The 18,430-nt window shown below is 65.3% G+C and carries 16 protein-coding genes; 3 read left to right on the top strand and 13 right to left on the bottom strand.

All coding sequences use genetic code 11. The features are described 5' to 3' along the window. Positions 1 to 108: 108 nt before the first annotated feature. Entirely contained in the window at positions 109 to 1,662 is a 1,554-nt protein-coding gene (locus WG208_RS14085; RefSeq protein WP_337172013.1) for a sigma-54 dependent transcriptional regulator, read from the bottom strand. Between the two features lie 252 nt (positions 1,663 to 1,914). Here WG208_RS14085 and WG208_RS14090 point away from each other — a divergent pair, with 252 nt between their 5' ends. Next, the gene (locus tag WG208_RS14090; RefSeq protein WP_337172014.1) at positions 1,915 to 2,823 is read left to right on the top strand and encodes a flagellin; all 909 of its coding nucleotides are present in this window, start codon (positions 1,915 to 1,917) and stop codon (positions 2,821 to 2,823) included. A 25-nt stretch (positions 2,824 to 2,848) separates the two neighbouring features. Beyond that, positions 2,849 to 3,331 carry a flagellar assembly protein FliW gene (gene fliW, locus WG208_RS14095; protein ID WP_337172015.1) on the top strand — a complete coding sequence of 161 codons (483 nt, stop codon included), beginning with the start codon at positions 2,849 to 2,851 and terminating at the stop codon, positions 3,329 to 3,331. 229 nt (positions 3,332 to 3,560) lie between these two features. Here fliW and WG208_RS14100 read toward each other — a convergent pair whose 3' ends face one another. The 12 genes from WG208_RS14100 to WG208_RS14155 all read right to left on the bottom strand — a co-directional run bounded on the left by WG208_RS14100 (position 3,561) and on the right by WG208_RS14155 (position 17,362). Next, entirely contained in the window at positions 3,561 to 5,486 is a 1,926-nt protein-coding gene (locus WG208_RS14100; RefSeq protein ID WP_337172016.1) for a hypothetical protein, read from the bottom strand. Positions 5,487 to 5,509: 23 nt separating this feature from the next. Beyond that, positions 5,510 to 6,721, bottom strand: a complete 1,212-nt coding sequence (locus WG208_RS14105; protein WP_337172017.1) for a hypothetical protein — start codon at positions 6,719 to 6,721, stop codon at positions 5,510 to 5,512. Positions 6,722 to 6,749: 28 nt separating this feature from the next. Then, positions 6,750 to 7,916, bottom strand: a complete 1,167-nt coding sequence (locus WG208_RS14110; RefSeq protein ID WP_337172018.1) for a DegT/DnrJ/EryC1/StrS family aminotransferase — start codon at positions 7,914 to 7,916, stop codon at positions 6,750 to 6,752. Then, positions 7,916 to 8,992 (bottom strand): Gfo/Idh/MocA family oxidoreductase, encoded by a 1,077-nt coding sequence (locus tag WG208_RS14115; protein ID WP_337172019.1) that lies wholly within the window; start codon positions 8,990 to 8,992, stop codon positions 7,916 to 7,918. The genes WG208_RS14110 and WG208_RS14115 overlap by 1 nt, the downstream gene beginning before the upstream one ends. Positions 8,993 to 9,199: 207 nt before the next feature. After that, positions 9,200 to 10,366, bottom strand: coding sequence for an acyl-CoA reductase (locus WG208_RS14120; RefSeq protein ID WP_337172020.1), 1,167 nt, complete (start codon positions 10,364 to 10,366; stop codon positions 9,200 to 9,202). Further along, positions 10,363 to 11,478: an acyl-protein synthetase gene (locus WG208_RS14125; RefSeq protein WP_337172021.1), complete on the bottom strand. Its 1,116-nt coding sequence runs from the start codon at positions 11,476 to 11,478 to the stop codon at positions 10,363 to 10,365. Before WG208_RS14125 ends, WG208_RS14120 begins: the two co-directional genes overlap by 4 nt. A gap of 20 nt (positions 11,479 to 11,498) precedes the next feature. After that, on the bottom strand, positions 11,499 to 13,013 hold the full coding sequence (locus tag WG208_RS14130; protein WP_337172022.1) for an AMP-binding protein: 1,515 nt from the start codon (positions 13,011 to 13,013) through the stop codon (positions 11,499 to 11,501). 11 nt (positions 13,014 to 13,024) lie between these two features. Then, a complete protein-coding gene (locus tag WG208_RS14135) occupies positions 13,025 to 13,759 on the bottom strand; it encodes an SDR family oxidoreductase (RefSeq protein ID WP_337172023.1) in 735 nt (244 codons plus the stop codon). A 2-nt stretch (positions 13,760 to 13,761) separates the two neighbouring features. Further along, positions 13,762 to 14,028 carry an acyl carrier protein gene (locus WG208_RS14140; protein ID WP_337172024.1) on the bottom strand — a complete coding sequence of 89 codons (267 nt, stop codon included), beginning with the start codon at positions 14,026 to 14,028 and terminating at the stop codon, positions 13,762 to 13,764. A gap of 60 nt (positions 14,029 to 14,088) precedes the next feature. Then, positions 14,089 to 14,718, bottom strand: coding sequence for a GNAT family N-acetyltransferase (locus WG208_RS14145; RefSeq protein WP_337172025.1), 630 nt, complete (start codon positions 14,716 to 14,718; stop codon positions 14,089 to 14,091). Position 14,719: 1 nt separating this feature from the next. Continuing rightward, complete coding sequence (locus tag WG208_RS14150) at positions 14,720 to 15,664, bottom strand: hypothetical protein (RefSeq protein ID WP_337172026.1); 945 nt, start codon at positions 15,662 to 15,664, stop codon at positions 14,720 to 14,722. A gap of 186 nt (positions 15,665 to 15,850) precedes the next feature. After that, entirely contained in the window at positions 15,851 to 17,362 is a 1,512-nt protein-coding gene (locus WG208_RS14155; RefSeq protein WP_337172027.1) for a tetratricopeptide repeat protein, read from the bottom strand. A 280-nt stretch (positions 17,363 to 17,642) separates the two neighbouring features. Here WG208_RS14155 and WG208_RS14160 point away from each other — a divergent pair, with 280 nt between their 5' ends. Then, a complete protein-coding gene (locus tag WG208_RS14160) occupies positions 17,643 to 18,398 on the top strand; it encodes a flagellin (RefSeq protein ID WP_337172028.1) in 756 nt (251 codons plus the stop codon). Positions 18,399 to 18,430 lie beyond the last annotated feature (32 nt).

Here is an 18,430-nt window from a genome sequence, read left to right on the forward strand (position 1 = left end):
TGACCCAAGTTGCCGTGTGATCGCCGACGCGGAAAAACCGTGGAAAGCGGCAAGAGATGCCGCTGTTGCCTGCGGTGAGCTTCCGGAGAAGCGCCTTCGTCAGTCTTCTCAGTCTTCGTCGCCGTCGCGGCCGGAGTTGCTGCCCGGACCGTTCAGCTTGTTGCGCAGGGTGCGTACGCTGATCCCCAGCAGGTCGGCGGCCTTCGTTCGATTATTATCGGCAGCTGCCAGCGCATGCTGAATGAGGACCCGCTCGGCTTCCGCCACATTGAGCGAGCTGAGCGCGATGGCGCCATTGGCCGGTGTTGGCGTCGCTCCGGAACCCGCGCCGGGTGCGGCGGCCGCTCCGCTCACCGCGAGCACGGGGCTGGCGCCAGGTGTGGCGATGGCGCGCGGCCGCATATTCGGCGCGCCCAGCGAATGGGCCAGGCCGAATCGGGTCCCTTCGAGGCAATGGGGCTGGATGATGGGATCGGGAGTCAGGATGACCGCACGTTCGATCACATGCTGGAGCTCGCGGACATTGCCGGGCCAGGGGTACTGCTGCAACGCTTCGAGGGCGTCCTGCGAAAGTCCTTCGATCTTCTTGCCGATCTCGGCGGCGGTCCGCATGGCAAACCGGAGCGCCAGCACGGGGATGTCCTCGGGGCGGTCGCGCAGCGGCGGAATCAGAACCGGGATGGTGGACAACCTATAGTAGAGGTCCTGCCGGAAGGTCCCGTGATCGGCTTCCATGGCCAGGTCGCGATTGGTGGTCGCGACGATACGGACGTCCACCTTGATGGGGGTAGTTCCACCAACCCGTTCGAATTCCTGTTCCTGCAGGACCCGCAGCAGCTTGGCCTGCAGGTCGAGACGCATCTCCGAGATTTCGTCCAGCAGGAGCGTCCCGCGGTTGGCCCGCTCGAAGGCGCCTTCCACGCGCTTGATCGCCCCGGTGAACGCCCCCTTCTCGTGCCCGAACAGCGCCGATTCCACCAGCCCTTCCGGAAGGGCGGCGCAGTTGAGCTTGATGAACGGCTTGTCGCGCCGCTCGCTCTGATCGTGAATGGCGCGGGCGAAGAGCTCCTTGCCCGTGCCCGATTCGCCCTGCAGCAGCACGGTCGCGCGTGTGGGGGCCGCCATGGAGACGGTCTGCAGAATGCGCCGCACGACTGGCGAGTCGCCGATGATCTGCCGCTCGTTCCGGAACTGCATGACCTCCTTGCGGAGGGCCTCGTTCTCCCGCCGGAGGCGCACGAATTCGAGGGCCTGGTCCACGGCCAGCTCGAGCTGCTGTGGACGCACCGGCTTGGTGATGTAGTCGATCGCGCCGGCCTTGATCGACGCCACCGCGTGTTCGATGCTGGCGTGGCCGGTCAGCATGATGAGGGGGATGTCATACCCCTCGCGGGTCAGGAGCTGGATGAACTCCAGCCCCGTGAGTCCCGGCATGCGGTAGTCGGAAATGATGAGATCGATCCCGCCCCGTTCGAGCACCTGCAGCGCCTCCGGGACGCTCCGGGCGCCGACGGGCGTGTGACCGGCCTGGGAGAGGGTATCCTCCAGAATCAGGCCGACCGCGGCTTCGTCATCGACGTACAGGATCGTGGCCATGCGGCGCAGGCGGGCGGGAAACAGGTTCGCCGGCAGCGTGTGGCTCGTGCCTGCCGGGTGACGCATCGGGCGTCCGTGCGTCTTTCTCGGAGACGCACCCGGCAAAAATAGCCGCATGGATCACAAAACGCGAAAGCCTCTGTGCCCGCGTCGTGATCCGGCGGACGACGGCCGGTCGACAGCCGCTCCCGAGGTCACCCGGGCCGACTCGAGGCCGCTCAAGGCCGACGGATGCGTTCCGATACTCCTTCGTATAGAAGACTCCGCCGGCAGGACGTCCGCTTCCGTGGACGACCGATCCGGCCCGGCCCGGCTCCGATGCGCGTCACCAACTCGATCATCACCACCAACAGCAAGCTCCGTCTGCAGGTCGGTCTGCAGGGGATCGATCGATTGCGCGAGGATATTGCGTCCGGCGTGCGCATCCGGAAGATCTCCGATGATGCGACCAGCGGCGGTGAGCTCGTTCGTATCGGCAGTTCGATGCGCGCGCTCACGCAGTTCAAGCGCAACGCCGATTCGGGCGTCGCCCGGGCCGAAGCGGAAGAAGGTGCGCTCAATCAGCTCACGAATGCGCTCACACGCGCGTCGGAGCTCGCGCTCGGTCAGATCGGCGGCACCGCGACCGCGCAGACGCGCACCATCACCAAATCCGAGATCGATCAGCTGCTCAATCTCGCCGCGTCGCTGGGCAACACACGGTTCGGCGACGAGTATCTCTTCGGCGGCAATCGCGCCAACGAAGCGCCCTTCTTCGATCCGACGCCGGCCACCGGCAGCTTCTCCCGACTCGAACTGAATGGCAATCCGGTGAATCCCACCGGCAACATGACGCTCGAGATCGGCGACAACAAGTTCATCACGCCGAATCACAATGCGACGCAGGTGTTCATCGACACCGACGCCCTTGATGCGCTGCGCGATCTGTCCAAGGCCCTCGCCGACGACGATACCGCCGCCATCCAGGCCTCGGCCACGCGGCTGAACGACGCGAACAGCAAAGTGCAGACGCTCATCGGCACGCAGGGCGCGCGGGTCAACGAGATGGAAGACGCCAAGCTCAATCTCGAGACGATGGCGCTGAATCTGAAAGCCTTCCGCTCCGATCTGCGCGACACCGAAGTCGACAAGGCCCTGGTCGATCTGGTGGGCAAGCAGACGCTGTATCAGGCCGCCATGAGCGCGACGTCGCGTGTTCTCGGATTGAGCCTCGCCAACTATCTGTAAATCACATCACATGGGACTGGCTGTCATGAACGAGTCGCGCGGGATGGTGTCGATCACGCATCACTTCGGAACCATCGAGGTTGCCGAGGACGCGATGATGACGTTCCCCACGGGTGGACTCTTCGGATTCGAGAAGATCACGCGGTATGCCCTGCTTCCCGCCGCGCGTCAGGGACTCTGGTGGCTCATCGCGCCGAATGCCGATGCCACGACGTTCGTGCTGGCCGATCCGTTCATGCTCGATCCCGACTACGCGATCGATCTGGGCGAACGTGAGAAGAACGAGCTGCAACTGGCGACGCCCTCGGATGCGCTGGCCCTCGTGATGCTGACACTGCCCGACATTCCGGGCGTCGCGCCCACCGCCAACATGCGCGCGCCGATCGTCTTCAACATCACGCGTCGACTCGCCGCCCAGGTGGTGAGCCGCGATGAATCGCACGAGCTGCAGAAACTCGCGGACCTGGGACGCTATCCGCTGCAGGAGGGCGGTGTCTCGTTGGGGTGAGCAGAATCCGGAGAGTGCCACCGGCGCTTCCTATCGATCTCCTCCCTGACCAGCTCCCTCCTGCTTCCTCTTGAAATATTGACGCCGTGGAGTCGGTGCTCTCCGGATGACGCACACCCGTCATTCGGACAGTCTCGACGCCACGGCGTCATGGGTATCAAGAGGAAGCAGGAGGGAGCTGGTCAGGAAGGAGATCAATAGTGGTCCCCTTTGCGCCGCCGTTTTCTGTCTACGCTGCGGGGCGCTCTAACCCGGCGCTCACGGGCTTCGGAAATCCGAACCCTTCCTCCGCCAGATCGTCGAACAGGCTCTGCAACGCCACGCCGTATTCGCGTGAGGCGAGGAATGGCGCCTGGGGCAGCGCATCGCGGATCTTCGCGCAGACACTGGTGTGATACGCGGCATCGGTGGCCAGTCGGACCGTGAGATCCACATATGCATCGGCATCGGCGGCGACCAGTTCATCGAGACCGATCGATTGCACGATGCTCGCGTCGCCTGTGCCACGCAGCCAGGGAGACCGTCGGGTCACGGCGGGAACACCGGCCTGCATCGCCAGCGCCACCGAGGTGGAGCTGCCATGCGGGAAGGTCCCCAGGTACACCGTCGCCATCTCGTAGAGCTGATGTGTATCGCGCGGCGAGAGTTCGCGCAACACGACGACACGACGCGGATCGACCCGATGCGCCCGACACATCGATTCGATGAGCCCCGCGAGATTGATGGCGCCCTTCACGCCGGACCATCCCGGATTGAATGGGGCCAGCACCAGATAACCTCCCGGAATCCTGGCCAGCGCGCGGATCCAGGCATCGAGCTGCACCGGCACGATCTTGTCCACGGCGCCCCCGTTGTACAGCACCGTCGCATTGGCCGGAATGCGCAACGCCGCCCGGTCGATCCGGCGAATGGGCGGTTGCGGCACGAACGGCAGGTAGCTGAGCAGCACCCGCGGGATTTCCGCCAGACGCTCCCGGCACTCACTCAGCAGCGAGGCACGCGCGTCCGGGTGCGGCGTCACCGTGGCGACATGCGTGAAGCTGGAGAATCCGGTGGACATCGGCACGTAGCTGTTCATCAGGACCTGCACCCGGGCGAGACGCGAATGCACCAGGAGATCCGTGGGTGATGCACCGATGGTGGCGGCATACGAATAGACGAACACATCGAGATCGTCGGCGTGAATCCGGTCGATCATCTCGCGTACATTGAGACCATTCAGCGTGCGCACGGCACTCACGAAACGGAACAGGCGCTGATACAACGTGATGTCGTGCTCACACTGCCGGTCCACGAGATCCTGTGAATAGACGATGATCTCGTAGCGGTCCTGGTCGAAGTGTTCGAACTGTGAACAGAACGCCACCGGATCCGGGTGCCTGAGGATGGTGCGCAGCAGCACACCCAGACGGATGCGCCGGCCGGCCGGCCGTACCGCCGCCGGACCGCTCCCACTGCCACGCAGGGTCTCGATTTCCGTGGTCATCGCCTCGATGAGCCGGGCGCGCGCATCGAGGACCGCACGGACGGACACATCGGAGTAGATGACCATGCCGATGTCGAGATGTCGGATGACTACGTTCACGATGGTGGCGAGACGCGAACGGAGCGCACGGTTGCGCACCTGATCCCGCAACCAGTCCAGCATCTGCGTCAGCCATTCCACGTAGCGGGCATCGTCGCCCATCGCCCGGTACACCGGCCGCACGAACAACCAGGCGAAATACCGCTCCATGACATGTTCGGGACAGCCGTGCAGATCCCGCATGATGGGCATTTCCCACGGCTGGGTGTCGAGCACGGCGATCACGAAGGCGTGCATGGCCATGGGATGAGTCCATCCCGTGGCCATGATCTCCCGCGCCGAGGCGATGCGCTTCTCCGCGGCGGCGGTCCGATCGAACACCAGTCCCGTTTGTGAGGGGGCGTCAGGGCGATGGAAGAGCCCCGCACGCAGAACGGTCTCCACGTCGTCTCTCGTGCACTGGCCGAGTGCGGCACACAGTTGCTCGCGTGCGCTGCGCAACAGCGTCAGCCAGTCCGCACGTGGCGCCGGCGCCACCAGGGGCCAGTCCTGTCCATTGCGGAACCAGCTCGCGATATCGGCGATCCCGTCAGCGGTCGTGGCGCACTTCGAAGCGGCTTCGTGTGACATGCGGAGAATTGAGGACGATGCCGTCAGGCCGCGCGTTCCGCGGTCGGCAACACATCGGGGTGTGGAAACGGACGACCGAGACGATGAGCGTCGACGACGGCACCGAGGTGTCGCACGAGGGTGTCCAGATCGAAGCGTTCGCGGGCACGCAGCAGGCCCTGCGTGGCGCGCTCCTGCATGGCCGGCGTGCGTGCGTGACGCAGCGTGTCGGCCACAACATCCGCGATGGTGTCGGGCTGGCCGTTCCAGCACACGAAGCGTTCACGGCCCACGTGTGCGTCGATGAAACCGTTGCTGTCGGAGATGACGCCGGCGCCTGCATGGAGGCCCAGCAGGAACCGGTCATGCACCGAATCGGTGGTGCCGGGTTGCACGTTGAGCACGAACGCCGACGCCGCCATGCGGCGACGCACATCCGGCAACTGCATGCCCGGAAGGAACGTGGCGCCACCCGATGGCGCTTCGAGATGGTGCCATTCGCCGCCGACAAAGGTCACCGGCAGCGGCAACAGGGCCTGCGCCACGGCCGTGGCATGACGGATGCGCGCGAGATGATCGGCGTGTGCGACCAGTGCATGCCAGCGTGCATCGAACACCGCATCCGGTGCGAGCGCGGTGGCTACATCCCACACGCGCGATGGCCCGCTTGTGCTCTGCAGGGCATCGGCCAGCGAGAAGATGAACCGGAGACCTTTCGCGTCGACCGTACCGCGCAGCATCGATGCGTACCGCTCAGGATCACCGCCCTTGCTGGCAAATAGCACCGTCTGCTCACGACGTGCGAGCGGCAGCACTTCATCGGTCCAGGATGCCACGGCCAGACGGAACAACCCACGATGACTCCCGGCGGGAGAAATGGCCATCGAGACATCATGATGGCCATCGTCGCCGTGCAGGAAGATCGTCTGCGCCGAGCGTGTTTCGTGGCGCGACGGGTAGTAACACGGACTGTCCAGCATGAGCCCGACGTACGGCACGCCGAGAGCGTCGTACGCCAGCTGTCCGTTCGCGCCCACGATGTTGGAGCCGTACCCGGAGTACCCACAGAAGAACGCCGTGCGATCTTCCATGACGACGCGCCGCAGTTCGGTCGGTGTTGCCAGACGCGACAGATCCAGTACCTCGGCGGTCCATCCGGCCCGCGCAAAAGCGCGCGCCAGATCCGTGGACAGATACGACAGCACGTTGTAACTGCTGACGCCCGTGCACAGCACGACGTGGCGACGCGTGGGCATGGGCGATGGACGTCCGGGACTCACTGGTTCAGCGACCGAAGAAACGGCGCACGGTGTCCGCGACACGGCCCACCTGGGCTTCGGTCAACGTGGGGAACATGGGCAGACTGAGCAGCGAAGACGCCACACGTTCCGTCACCGGCAGCGATCCTTCGGCATAGCCGAGCGACGCGTACGCTTCCTGGCGATGCAGCGGAATGGGATAGTGCAGGCCGCAGCCGATGCGCGCCGAGGTCAGTGCTTGACGCAGCGCCTCCCGTGCCGGTGTGCGCACGACATACAGATGCCACACATGCTCGGCCCATGGCGCCGTCTGCGGCAGGTCGAGATCGGCGAGATCGCCAAGCGCCTCCTGATACCAGCGCGCAACACGCTGCCGTCCGGCCGTAGCCGCATCGAGGTCCTGCAGCTTGATGCGCAACACCGCGGCCTGGATGGCATGCAGGCGTCCATTGTATCCCTCGCTCACGTGCACGTACTTCTCGCGCTGGCCGTGTTCGCGCAGCCGGCGCACGCCTTCGACGATGCGCGGATCATTGGTGGTCACCGCACCACCTTCGCCCACCGAACCCAGGTTCTTGCCAGGATAGAAGGAGAAGGAACCAGCCACGCCCATCGTGCCGGCCGAACGACCGCGATACCGCGCCCCATGGGCCTGGGCGGCGTCTTCCACGACCCACAATCCATGCTGCGCCGCGAGGGCGAGCAGCGGATCCATGTCGGCCGGCTGCCCATAGAGATGCACCGGAACGATGCCCACCGTGCGGGGGCCGATGGCCGCGGCAACGGCCGCGGGATCGAGTGTCATCGTGACCGGATCGATATCCACGAACACCGGCTTTCCACCGGCCTGCGTGATCGCTTCCGATGTGGCGATGAACGTATGCGAAGCGGTGATGACTTCATCACCGGGCTCGAGACCCAGCGACAGAAAGATGAAGCGCAGCGAGTCGGTGCCATTGGCCACACCGATGGCATGCTGCGTGCCGACATAGACGGCGAACTCGCGTTCGAATCCTTCCACTTCCGGGCCACCCACGAATGCCGCCGAACGCAGCGCACGGCGGAACGCGGCCACGAACTCCTCTTCCCGTTCGCGATGCGGTTCGACGAGATCGAGAAACGGGATGGGCGTCGTGTCGGTGAGGGTGTCCGCGGATGTTGGCGCGGCATTCGGCATCAGGATGGCGGACATCAGGCGGCCCCTCGCATGGTCACTGCACCGGTGAGCGGGAATTCATTCTGGAGTTCACGGACGCGGGAGAGCTGACGTTGCGCCTCCTCGAGAATGCGCACGACACGAAGGCCGGCCCGTCCATCGCTGCGCGGCGTGCCACCGTTGTGGATGCAGTCCACGAGATGTTCCACTTCCACGGCCAGTGCTTCACGGCCGCTGAGCTGCGGGACGAGCATGTCGCCCTGTCGATAGCTCACGAACTGCTGGTACACCTCACCCGGTGTCAGCTCGGCCTTGATGGAGACCCCGCGGTCGTAGATGCGCACCTTCTCCGACGGTTCCACGTCGTCGTACACGATCATGCGTTGCGACCCCCCGACGATGGTGCGTCGCACCTTGGCCGGGGCCAGCCAGTTCACGTGCACATGCGCCAGCACGTTGCCCGGATAGGTCACGGTGAGATACGCAATGTTCTCCTGCGAGCCGCCGGCGTGCGTGGCACCCAGGCAGTGCACCGACACGGGATCCTGTCCATCGAGCAGATAGTCGATGATGCTGAGATCGTGTGGCGCGAGATCCCAGAGCACGTTCACGTCGCTCTGGAAGAGGCCGAGGTTGATGCGCACGCTGTCGATGTAGAAGAGTTCCCCCATCGATCCATCGTGCAGGGTGTCGTACATCTTCTGCACGGCGCCCGTGTACACGAACGTGTGGTCCACGGCGCACACGAGCCCCTGGCGGTCGGCCAGGGCGATGAGTTCCTCGGCGTGCTCGGCGCTCGTGGTGAACGGCTTCATCACCAGCACATGTTTGCCGGCGAGCAGGGCGCGCTTGGCCAGCTGATAGTGGGCCGCGGCCGGCGTGGCGATCACCACCAGCCGCACCCGCGGATCGTCGATCACCGATGCCGGATCGTCGTTGGCAGCGGGGACATGAAATTCACGCGCGACGGCTTCCGCCCGCTCGCGGCGCATATCCGCCACGCGCTCGACACGACAGCGCGGATGGCGGTTGAAGTTGCGAATCAGATTGGGACCCCAGTATCCGCAGCCGATGATACCGACGCCGATGTCTGCCTGGTGAGTGCTGGTCATGGGGGATGGGGGAAAACCGAATGGTGGTACCACAAAGGGCGGGTCGCCCGGATATCGCCATTCGATTAAGCAAGAAGTGAGCCATTTGTAAGTCATTGTAAAACAATCACTTGTGCGTTGTTTAGCGAGCGGGTTTCGAGCAACCGGCATCAATTGCCGGTGTCACATTGCCGGTCGGGTATCGGGGGCTGGCCTCCCGAGACCCGACTACCAACCCTGAGCGGTGATGCTGACGCGTCGGGTGAACTGCTGGAGCAGATCGTAGCCATCCCAGACGTGGTGGAACGCCAGCGCCTGGCCCACGGGCACGATGCGATCGATGCCGCGACCATTGAAGGCCCGCGCGGCGGCCACCAGCGTCTCGCGGGACAGACCGAAGGCGGTGAGCGTCTGATCTCGTCGCACGAGCCAGGGCGCCAGCGCGTCCAGCGAGGGCAGGGCGACTTCATGAAACAGACCACCGCCCGGTGCAACGCGACGCAGCGATTCGAGCGTGGCCAGTCGCACCACCGTGACTTCCGGCGAGACGCGCGAGACCTGTGTGGCGCCTTCATCGATGGCGGCACGCGCGGCCTCGGTGAGTTTGGCGAGCACGGTCCCGGCTTCACTGTGCACACCACGTCGCGCCGCGGCGGCTGCCACGCGTGCCCAGAAGTCGGGCGCGATGTCATCGACATCTTCCGGCGAACCGATCCACGCCACGAGACGTGGTGAGGCGCAGGCATTCTGGTCGAACCAGAACGCATCGTTGGCAAATCGGTCAGCCAGCGCGTCGCGCTCGCTGTTGTCGAGTGCCGCCACGGCCTGTGCCACCAGCACACACCCGCTGTAACGATCGGGGAATACCAGCTCGATGGCATGGGGCGGCAACGGAATGGCCCGCAGCGACGACACCGCCGCATCCCCTCCCCACAACACACGCACATCACACTGCGTCGACAGTGCCGCGGTCTGCGCGTCGTCGTGGCCGTAGCGCACGAATCGTGAGACGGCGCCCACGTCGGCGTGTTCCGGCTGCTGCAGCACGTTTTCCACCACCGCGGCCACACGCGCACCCACACCGCTCAATCGCTGCGAAAGACGCACCACGTTGTTGTTGCCCGCCAGCAGCGAAAGAATCCACGAATACACGAACAGCGTGTCCACATTGGACGGCGGCACATGAAACACCGTGCCGCGCGGAACGAGAACGGACTCGTCGCCTTCGAGCGAACGGAAGTGCGCTTCGAGTTTTCGCGTTTCGACCGGACGCAGCCAGAATGCGAGAGCCTGCACCGCACCTTCGCGCCGGAGTGCCGGATCCGACGACAGCGCGCGCGACAGGGCATGCGTGAAGGCCAGGGTGCGCGCATCGAACGGAACGAGCGCGCTCATGCGCCAACCGTTGTGGCGATCACATCACTGCAGCCGCGCAATTCGGCACGGGGGACACGACCCAACACCCTGAAACCCTTGCCGCGTCGAGAAGCTTCCGGCGCGTCCTCCTGTACGATCATTCCGCGATCCTCCGTGAGAATGGAGTGACCGGGATAACTGCGCGGCAGGAGGCTCACCACCTGGATCACGCCTTCGGTGCCATGGGGAACCACCTCGAGCGTGCGCGGATCGCGAATGAGCACATCGGCAAAATCCGGCGGATAGAGCAGCCCATCGTCGCCTTCCAGAAAGACGCCGCCGATCTGCTCCACCATGCCGTAGAAGTTGTGCACGCGTGTGAGTCCGGTGTGTTCACGCAGACGGTTCTTGAAGACTGCGTCTGACACCGATCGTTCGATCAGCTTCTTCCAGCCGCCCGAGTGCACGAGGATGCCTTGGGAAAGATCCACGCTGCCCGGTGGCAATTGCTCCACGAGCGCCTGCCAGGCGACGAACGTGAAGCCGAACATCAGGAAGGGCGCGTGGCCGAACCGCTCGAGAAAACGCGCGATGATCTCGTGTTGCGGCACCAGCGCATCGTCGAGCGCGAAGGCATGCGCCGCGCCGAAGGTCATCATGCCGAGCACGCCGGCGCCGCGGGCACTCAGCGCACCTTTTCCGCGGATGATGGACGGCGTGTCGAGGACGAGCATGGGCAGACGCTTCGGCCCCAGCAGTGTGCTCATGATGCTGGCCAATGCCGTGCGCTGCAGGGCCGCGGCATCCCGGTCGAGCACGATGCGACTGGGGCTCTGACCCGTGGTGCCGCTCGACACCAGCACCGTGGCGATGTCGCTGTCGGGGATGCTCTGCAGTTGATGACTCTTGAACAGCCCCACCGGCACCCAGGGGACATCGGCGATGGTGTCGATGCGATGCCGCGCCGCGGGAAAGAGCGCATCCACCAGTCGCGCATACGGCGCCGAGGCCGCGCAGTGATGTGCCGTCAACGCAGCAAGACCGTCCCGAAGCCGTTCGATTTTTTCGTGGCGGTCACGCGTGTACTGCGGAACAGCCAGCAAGGGTGCGATGGAATCGGAAAGGGAATCGGGGGGCGTGCTGATCGCCATGACGATGCGGTTCGCCGATCTCAGAGCGCGCGACGGAGCGCGGGATAGTCCACCTTGCCCGACGCCGTCCGCGGCAGGGCATCGATCGGCTTCACGACGATAGTCCGCTGCTGCACACGCAACTGGGTGGCCAGACGTTGTACGAGGGTTTCGATGGACGAAGCATCCGATGCCGCCATCGTCGTGAACACGACGAGCTGATTGTCACCTTCGAGGACCGCTGTCGGTACCTCGGCGGACAGTTGCCGCTCGATGGCATCGAGATCCACGCGTACGCCGAACAGTTTGCCGATACGCTTGAGCCGGCCGGTGATCGTGAGACAACCCTCGGCGTCCAGCCGTCCGATGTCCCCCGTGTGCAGCAGACCGCCCAGTTCATCGCCGCGCGTGAGGTCGTCGCGCGTGGTGGCATATCCCAGCATCACATTGGGACCGCGATAACACACTTCTCCGGCTTCACCAGTGGCCAGGACACGCGTCGTATGGCCGTCGCTGTCACTGCCGGTTTGGCTCTCGAGATCGTGAATCTCGATCGTGCCGCCGGGGATGGCGCGTCCCGCGCTGCCCAGCCGGGCCGGCAACCATTCGTGCGGCATCACCGCAATACGCGCCGTCGCTTCCGTCTGTCCATACATCACATGGAACCGGCCGCCACGCGACGCCATGAATGTGTGCAATCGGGCCACCGCTTCATCGCCGAGACGACCGCCGGCCTGCGTCATCACCCGCACGCTGGCCGGCACCGCCCGCGCGGCGCCGAGTCGCTCGAGCATTTCGTACATGTAGGGCACGCCGGCGAGTGACGTGACGCCATGGGTCTTCACCGTGGTCCAGAACGGTCCGTCCATGAATCCACGATCGGTCACCACCAGCGAGGCACCGACCGCGAGATGGCTGGTGAGCAGGGAAAGACCGTAGGCGTAGTGCAGCGGCAGACAGGTGATGGCCCGGTCGTCGGCCGAGATGTCGAGCGCGGCAGCGATGCTGCGGGCATTGGCGACGATCGCCTGTTCGGTGAGCCGCACCAGCTTGGGGCTGCCCGTCGATCCCGACGTGGTCAATCCATACGCCATGTCCTCGTGCACGTCGGGCAGCGTGCGCTGATCGGTCAGTGCCGACAGATGCAGCGTGATCTTGCGTTGCTCCGTCGAGACCGTGAGGGAGATGGCGCAGTTCGGCAGCGCAGGCAGCGATTCGTCGGACGCCACGAAAAACGCCGGCCGGTAGGCGGCCTGCAGGGCCCGGGAGAGCGTGGCATCGAGAGCGGCGTCCACCAGAATCACGGTATGACCGGCGGCCCGCAGGGCAAACAGGGCCACGATCGACGTGATGTCGTTGCGTACGAGCAGGAACACCGGATCGTTCGCGCGCACATGACCACCGGCGCGGGCGCCTTCCTGCACGGCCTGCAGGGCGTCGGTGGTATCACCCACGAGCCCGTGCAGTTCATGATAGGTCAGTGTATCGCCGGTGTCCCCGTCGATGAGCGCCACCGCGTCGGACGGCGGTGCAAAATGCGATATGAAAGGCGCCATGGTGTGCGACATCACGGAACATACCCTCCATCCACGGGAAGAATCGCTCCCGTGACATAGGAGGCCGCGTCGCTGGCGAGAAACGCGATCACCTGCGCGACTTCGTCAGGGCGTCCCACACGACCGATCGGCACACGCGCGCGGATGACGTCCTGTTCGGCGGCGGAGTAGTCGGCCACCAGATCGGTGTCGATCCAGCCCGGGGCGACGGCATTGATGCGGATGCCCCACGGCGCGCATTCCACCGCGGCGGCGCGGGTCGCGGCTTCCAGCGCCGCCTTGGACGCCGCATAGGCCGTGCGGCCCGCGACGCCATGCGTGGCCAGCACCGACGAGACATTGATGATGGCGCCATGCTTCGTGCGCTGCATGAGTCGCATGGCGCTCTGCAGACACAGAATCGCGCCGCTCGCATTCACCGCCAGTGCGGCATCGAGCGTGGCCCGGTCGATGGTACCCAGCATGCCACCGGGCATGATGCCGGCATTGTTCACCAGCACATCGAGTCGCCTGGTGGTCGCGAAGATCGTACGGAAGGCGTCGGTGATCGACGCTGGATCGCTCACATCGAGGGTGAGGGGGATGGCGGTTCCGGGGCCGATGCCGCCGAGCCGCGCGGCGGTATCCGAACAGGCATCGGCATGACGACCGGCCACGAATACGGTGGCGCCGTCACGGACGAATCGCTCCGCCGTGGCGGCGCCGATCCCGCGCGTCGCACCCGTCACGCACACCACCATCGTCATGATCAGAACGCGACGCCGTGCTTGCGCAGGATGTTGCGGGCCTCGGGGAAGCTGCTGAGCGCCAGCACTTCCTCCGTTTCGAGCATCACGTCGAATGCGCCCTCGATGGCCACCACGAGCTGCATGTGCGCCACCGAATCCCATGTGGGGGTTTCCCGGTAGGCCAGCGTTTCATGATCGACGCCGGGCGCGAGCTCGAGTGCCGTCGTGAAGGCTTCGCGCAGGCGCGCGAGTGTTTCGGTCGGATCGGCGGAGGTCAGGGAGGTCATGGACGGAAACAGAAAAGGACGAAAGGAAACGAAACGCGAGCGGACGTGATGCCGGGGGACTCAGCGCACGATTGCCAGGCGCTCGCTGGCTCGAACCTCGCGGCGGGCCCACGCGTCGACCGTCGCACGCAACGCCGCGGGCCGATAGCGGTCCCGGGTGAGGGCGTAGTCGAAATACTCCACGCCACGGATGTCGTGTTCACCCGTGCGTTCGAAACCGAGACGGGCATTGATGCTCTGCATCACGCCGTTGTCATGACGCACACAGGTGTCCACACGCGTGATCCCGAACGTATCGAAGGCGATGTCGAGCAGCAGCAACTCGGCTTCCAGTGTGTACGGCGCTTCGCGGGCCCGGGCATCGTCCACCACCAGTCGCCCCTTTTCGGCGTGCGAGCGGTCGGCCGCGATGCCATACAACGCCGTCGCGCCCACGATGACGCCGTCCTTGCGGGCAATGGCCCACTGCACGTCGTCACGGCGATCCTGATAGCCGGCAAACCACGTCGTCTGCTTGTCCAGCGTGAGGGGCTCGGGCTGATGCAGGAAGTAGGTGGCGCGTTCGGTGTTGCGAAATCCGATGACGGCTTCGTGGTGGGCCGGTGCGTAGGGGACCAGGTCGATGATCGCCCCCACCACCGGCGCGGCGCGCAGGGCGAGGACCTGAGTGGCGACATCTGCGATGGGCATCTCAGGCCCCGCCCAGACTGTCGATGAACGACTCGGTGAGCGCGAACGCCGTGGTGGCGCCACAGCCTTCCCGGAACGGACTGAGTGTGAGTCCCTCCTCATCTTCCGCCATCACGAACGAGGATGCGCCGAACTGTTCGAGCTCCTGCTGCGCATACTGGGCCACCGACGCATCGCTGGCATCCCAGGCGAATGCGATCGGATACGCGTGCCAGGCCGCGGCATACATGGCGATGGTGGAGACCGGGAGATCGCCCAGGTGAATGACGGTGCGTTCGGCCGTCACGGTCGCGCAGGCTTCGGCGATATCGGCGGCGAACTGCACTGGAGAACCCGAGCGCCGTTCGGCACCGGCCACCTGAGGGGCGTTACGGGCGAGCAGCGCACGCAGGGTGTCGTCGCCCGGGACGGCCACGACGGGCCCCGACGCCAACGACAGTGCGGACAACACGCCCGCGCCAACGCCCGGGTCGAGATCGATGTAACGGTCGGCATCGAGCAGCGCCTGCTCGAGGAAGTTGCGGAGTTCGGCCTGGGCGCCGGTCTCCTGCTCGGCCTGCAGGAAGGCCACCACGGCGGGGTGTGCCAGTTCGGTTTCGGTCACGCCGACATGGAAGCGGGGAATGCCCGGAGCGGATTCCGTCAGGCTGGGGATGATGACCATCTCCCCGGCGATCTGCCGCTGCTGGAGGGCGGCATCGGTGGCGGCGCAGTGGTCGAGCAACTGGCGAGCCGTCTGCATGGCCGGATGGTCGAACGGCAGCAGCGAGGCCGCCTGTTCGAAGGTCATGGCAGCGCTTCGCACATGTCCGCGCAACAGCGCATCGGCCACCAGTTGCGGCAGCAGGTTCGCCAGCACGTCGGCGGGAAGTCCGGCGGACGGTGGGGGAGACCAGGATCCGATCGCCGTTTCCATCAGCGAAGAATCTGTTGCGAACAGTGACATGGGCGCGGAAGAAAGAAGTCGGGGACCGGCTGCCGGACGTCCTTCGCAAAGCATGAACTATGCCATGTCCAAGTCATTGTAAGTAAATGAGTTGTGTGACTGTGTCCGATGCCCGTTCTCACCGGGCGCGGCAAGAGTCGCACGGGAGAGGCAACAATTGCCGGCCGTGTGACGATCCCCGTGGTTCTAGCGCCTTTCCCGGCCCGGCTGGTCCAGCAGGTGGCTCAACCGGGCAATGGCCTCACCCCAATCACGTGGCGCCGGTTGGCGGACCAGCGTGGCGCTGGGATACCACGGCGTCGACTCCCCCTGCAATCCCCACCGCCAGTCCGGAGAGAATGGGAGCAGAACCCACACGGGCAATCCCATCGCCCCGGCCAGATGCGCGAGTCCGGTATCCACGCTGACGATCCCGTCGATCGACTGCAGTAACAAAGCAGTTTCGAGCCAGATTTCGCTCAGTTTTGGCTTTTCGCAGTGGAATTTTTCAGGAGGCGCTTCGCCGAGTTGGAGCCAGACCCAGTCCACGTTCGGGATGGACTGGAGCGTTCCGAGCCATTCGTTGCCGATGTCCCGGAGGTTGGTGGCCAGGAAATTCGGGTTACCGCGCAGCACGAGACCCAGGCGTCGGCGGAGAGGCGTCGGCCCTTCGCGTGTGGCGGGAGCGGAGGAAACCGGCGTCGGAACAGCCGTGGGTGCCGGTACGTCCACCGCGGCACCGGTTCGCAGATAGGGTACCAGATCGCCGTAAGTCGCCTTGTCGGTCCCGAGATGCAGCGGCAGCGAGAGCACGGGCACCGCAAAATCGGTGGACGGGGCTTCTCCCACCGGAACCGCGTCGAAGCCGGAAGCCTGCAACAGCGAAACCGCCGACCGGGGCGCCTCCACGACGATCCTTCCGGCGCCGTGTCCGGTCAGCAGCGGCACGAAACGCAGAAAATGAAAGAGGTCGCCGATGCCCTGTTCGAACACCACCAGGATCGACCGTCCGTCCAGGGGTTCGCCGCGCCATGGTGTGCGGCCGGTGGGGAGCGACGGCAGCCCCCGGTGTTCGAAGTCTCCCCATCCATATGTAGAGGCGCCGGCAAGCAGCCGGGTGAGCGCACGCTGCAGTCGCGTGGGCGGATGGCTCGGGCGCAACGACTCGGCTTTTTTCAGCAGCTTGAGCGCTTCGTCGAGCTGACCCTGTCCATGGCGCACCTGCGCCGCGGTGAGCCAGAGCACCGGATTCTGCCGGTCGGCCGTCGTGGCGCGTTGAACGAGCCGCCAGGCGTCGTCCAGTTCCCCCTGCGCACGTCGGGCGCCGGCCAGGGCGCCCAGCACTGCCGGATGATTGGGAAGCGACCGGGCCACCTGGGTGAAGCAATACAATCCCCGATCGGGCGCTCCCACGTCGAGCAGTTGCGCTCCGAGTGCATGCGCGTCGTTGGCAGAGAGCACGTCGATGGCCCGATCCGTCACGCGGGTGAGCACGGCGCGGGCACGGCTGCGCTGGCCGGCCAGTTGCCAGGCGGTGGCTGCCATGCGCACCAGCGGCACATGGTCCGGCATCGCGTCGGCCACCGGTTCGAGGCATTCGGCGGCCTCGCGATAGCGGCCCGCCGCCAGCGCCGCTTCACCGGCCGCGAGCAGCTCCGGAATCGAACGCGCGCCAGCCCCTCCATCGTGCCCCACGGAGCGCGCCGCCGGGTCAGTCATGAACGCGGCCATGAAAGACCCCACGAATGACGGTCAGGAATGACGGCTAGGAATGACGTGGACGAAGTGACCATTGCCGTGATGACGACGGCCTCCCGTGAAACGGCACAGAAAAAACCGTGTCCGTGGTGTGACGATCCGGGCCGGATCGGCCGACGAGTTGGCGCGGCGCCTCAAGTTCCCAACGGTCCGGACGACACTGTGAACTGACCGCGATTCGAGAGTCGGATCCGGACGAGGCACGGATGCCTCAGCGACAATATCACGGAGGATAAGTCACATGCGTATCAACACCAACGTCGGCGCCCTTACCGCTTCGCGCAACGCGTTCGTGAACAACATGGCCACCGAGAGCAGCATGCGTAAGCTGAGCTCGGGTCTGCGTATCAGCCGTGCGGCTGACGACGCGGCGGGTCTTGCCATCGCGAACAAGCTGCGCGCGCAGCACCGCGGCCTGCAGGCTGCGTCGAACAACGCCGAGCAGGGCAATGCGCTCCTGCAGATCGCCGAAGGTGCCGCGTCGACGATCGAGCGCATCATCGAACGTCAGAAGGAACTGCTGGTGCAGGCGGCCTCGGGCCAGAACTCGACGGTGTCGGCGACGCTGACCACCGAAGTCGGCACGCTGAACACCGAAATCAGCCGTATCGTCAGCGCGGCGAAGTTCCAGGGCACGGCCGTCTTCGCGTCGCACAGCTTCGCGGTCGACGAAGATGGTGCCACGTTCTCGGTGAACGCAGCCTACACGGCGCCGGGCTCGGCCCCGACCTCGTCGACGGGTGCGGACAGCAACCTGCAGTCGATCAACGACGTGCTGGCCAACATCGGTGCCGGTCAGAACCGTCTCGACTACACGGTGCAGAACCTCAAGTCGGCCATCGTGAACGTCAAGGCCGCCGAATCCACCATTCGCGACGTCGACATGGCGGAAGAAATGGCCAACTTCACGAAGAACAACATCCTCACGCAGGCTGCGCAGGCGATGCTGTCGCAGGCGAACCAGGGCTCCCAGAGCATCCTGAACATCCTCCGCTAAACCTGACGTTCCCACAGCGTGATGTGACCCCG

Source organism: Gemmatimonas aurantiaca, from assembly GCF_037190085.1.
Taxonomy (GTDB): Bacteria; Gemmatimonadota; Gemmatimonadetes; order Gemmatimonadales; family Gemmatimonadaceae; genus Gemmatimonas; species Gemmatimonas aurantiaca_A.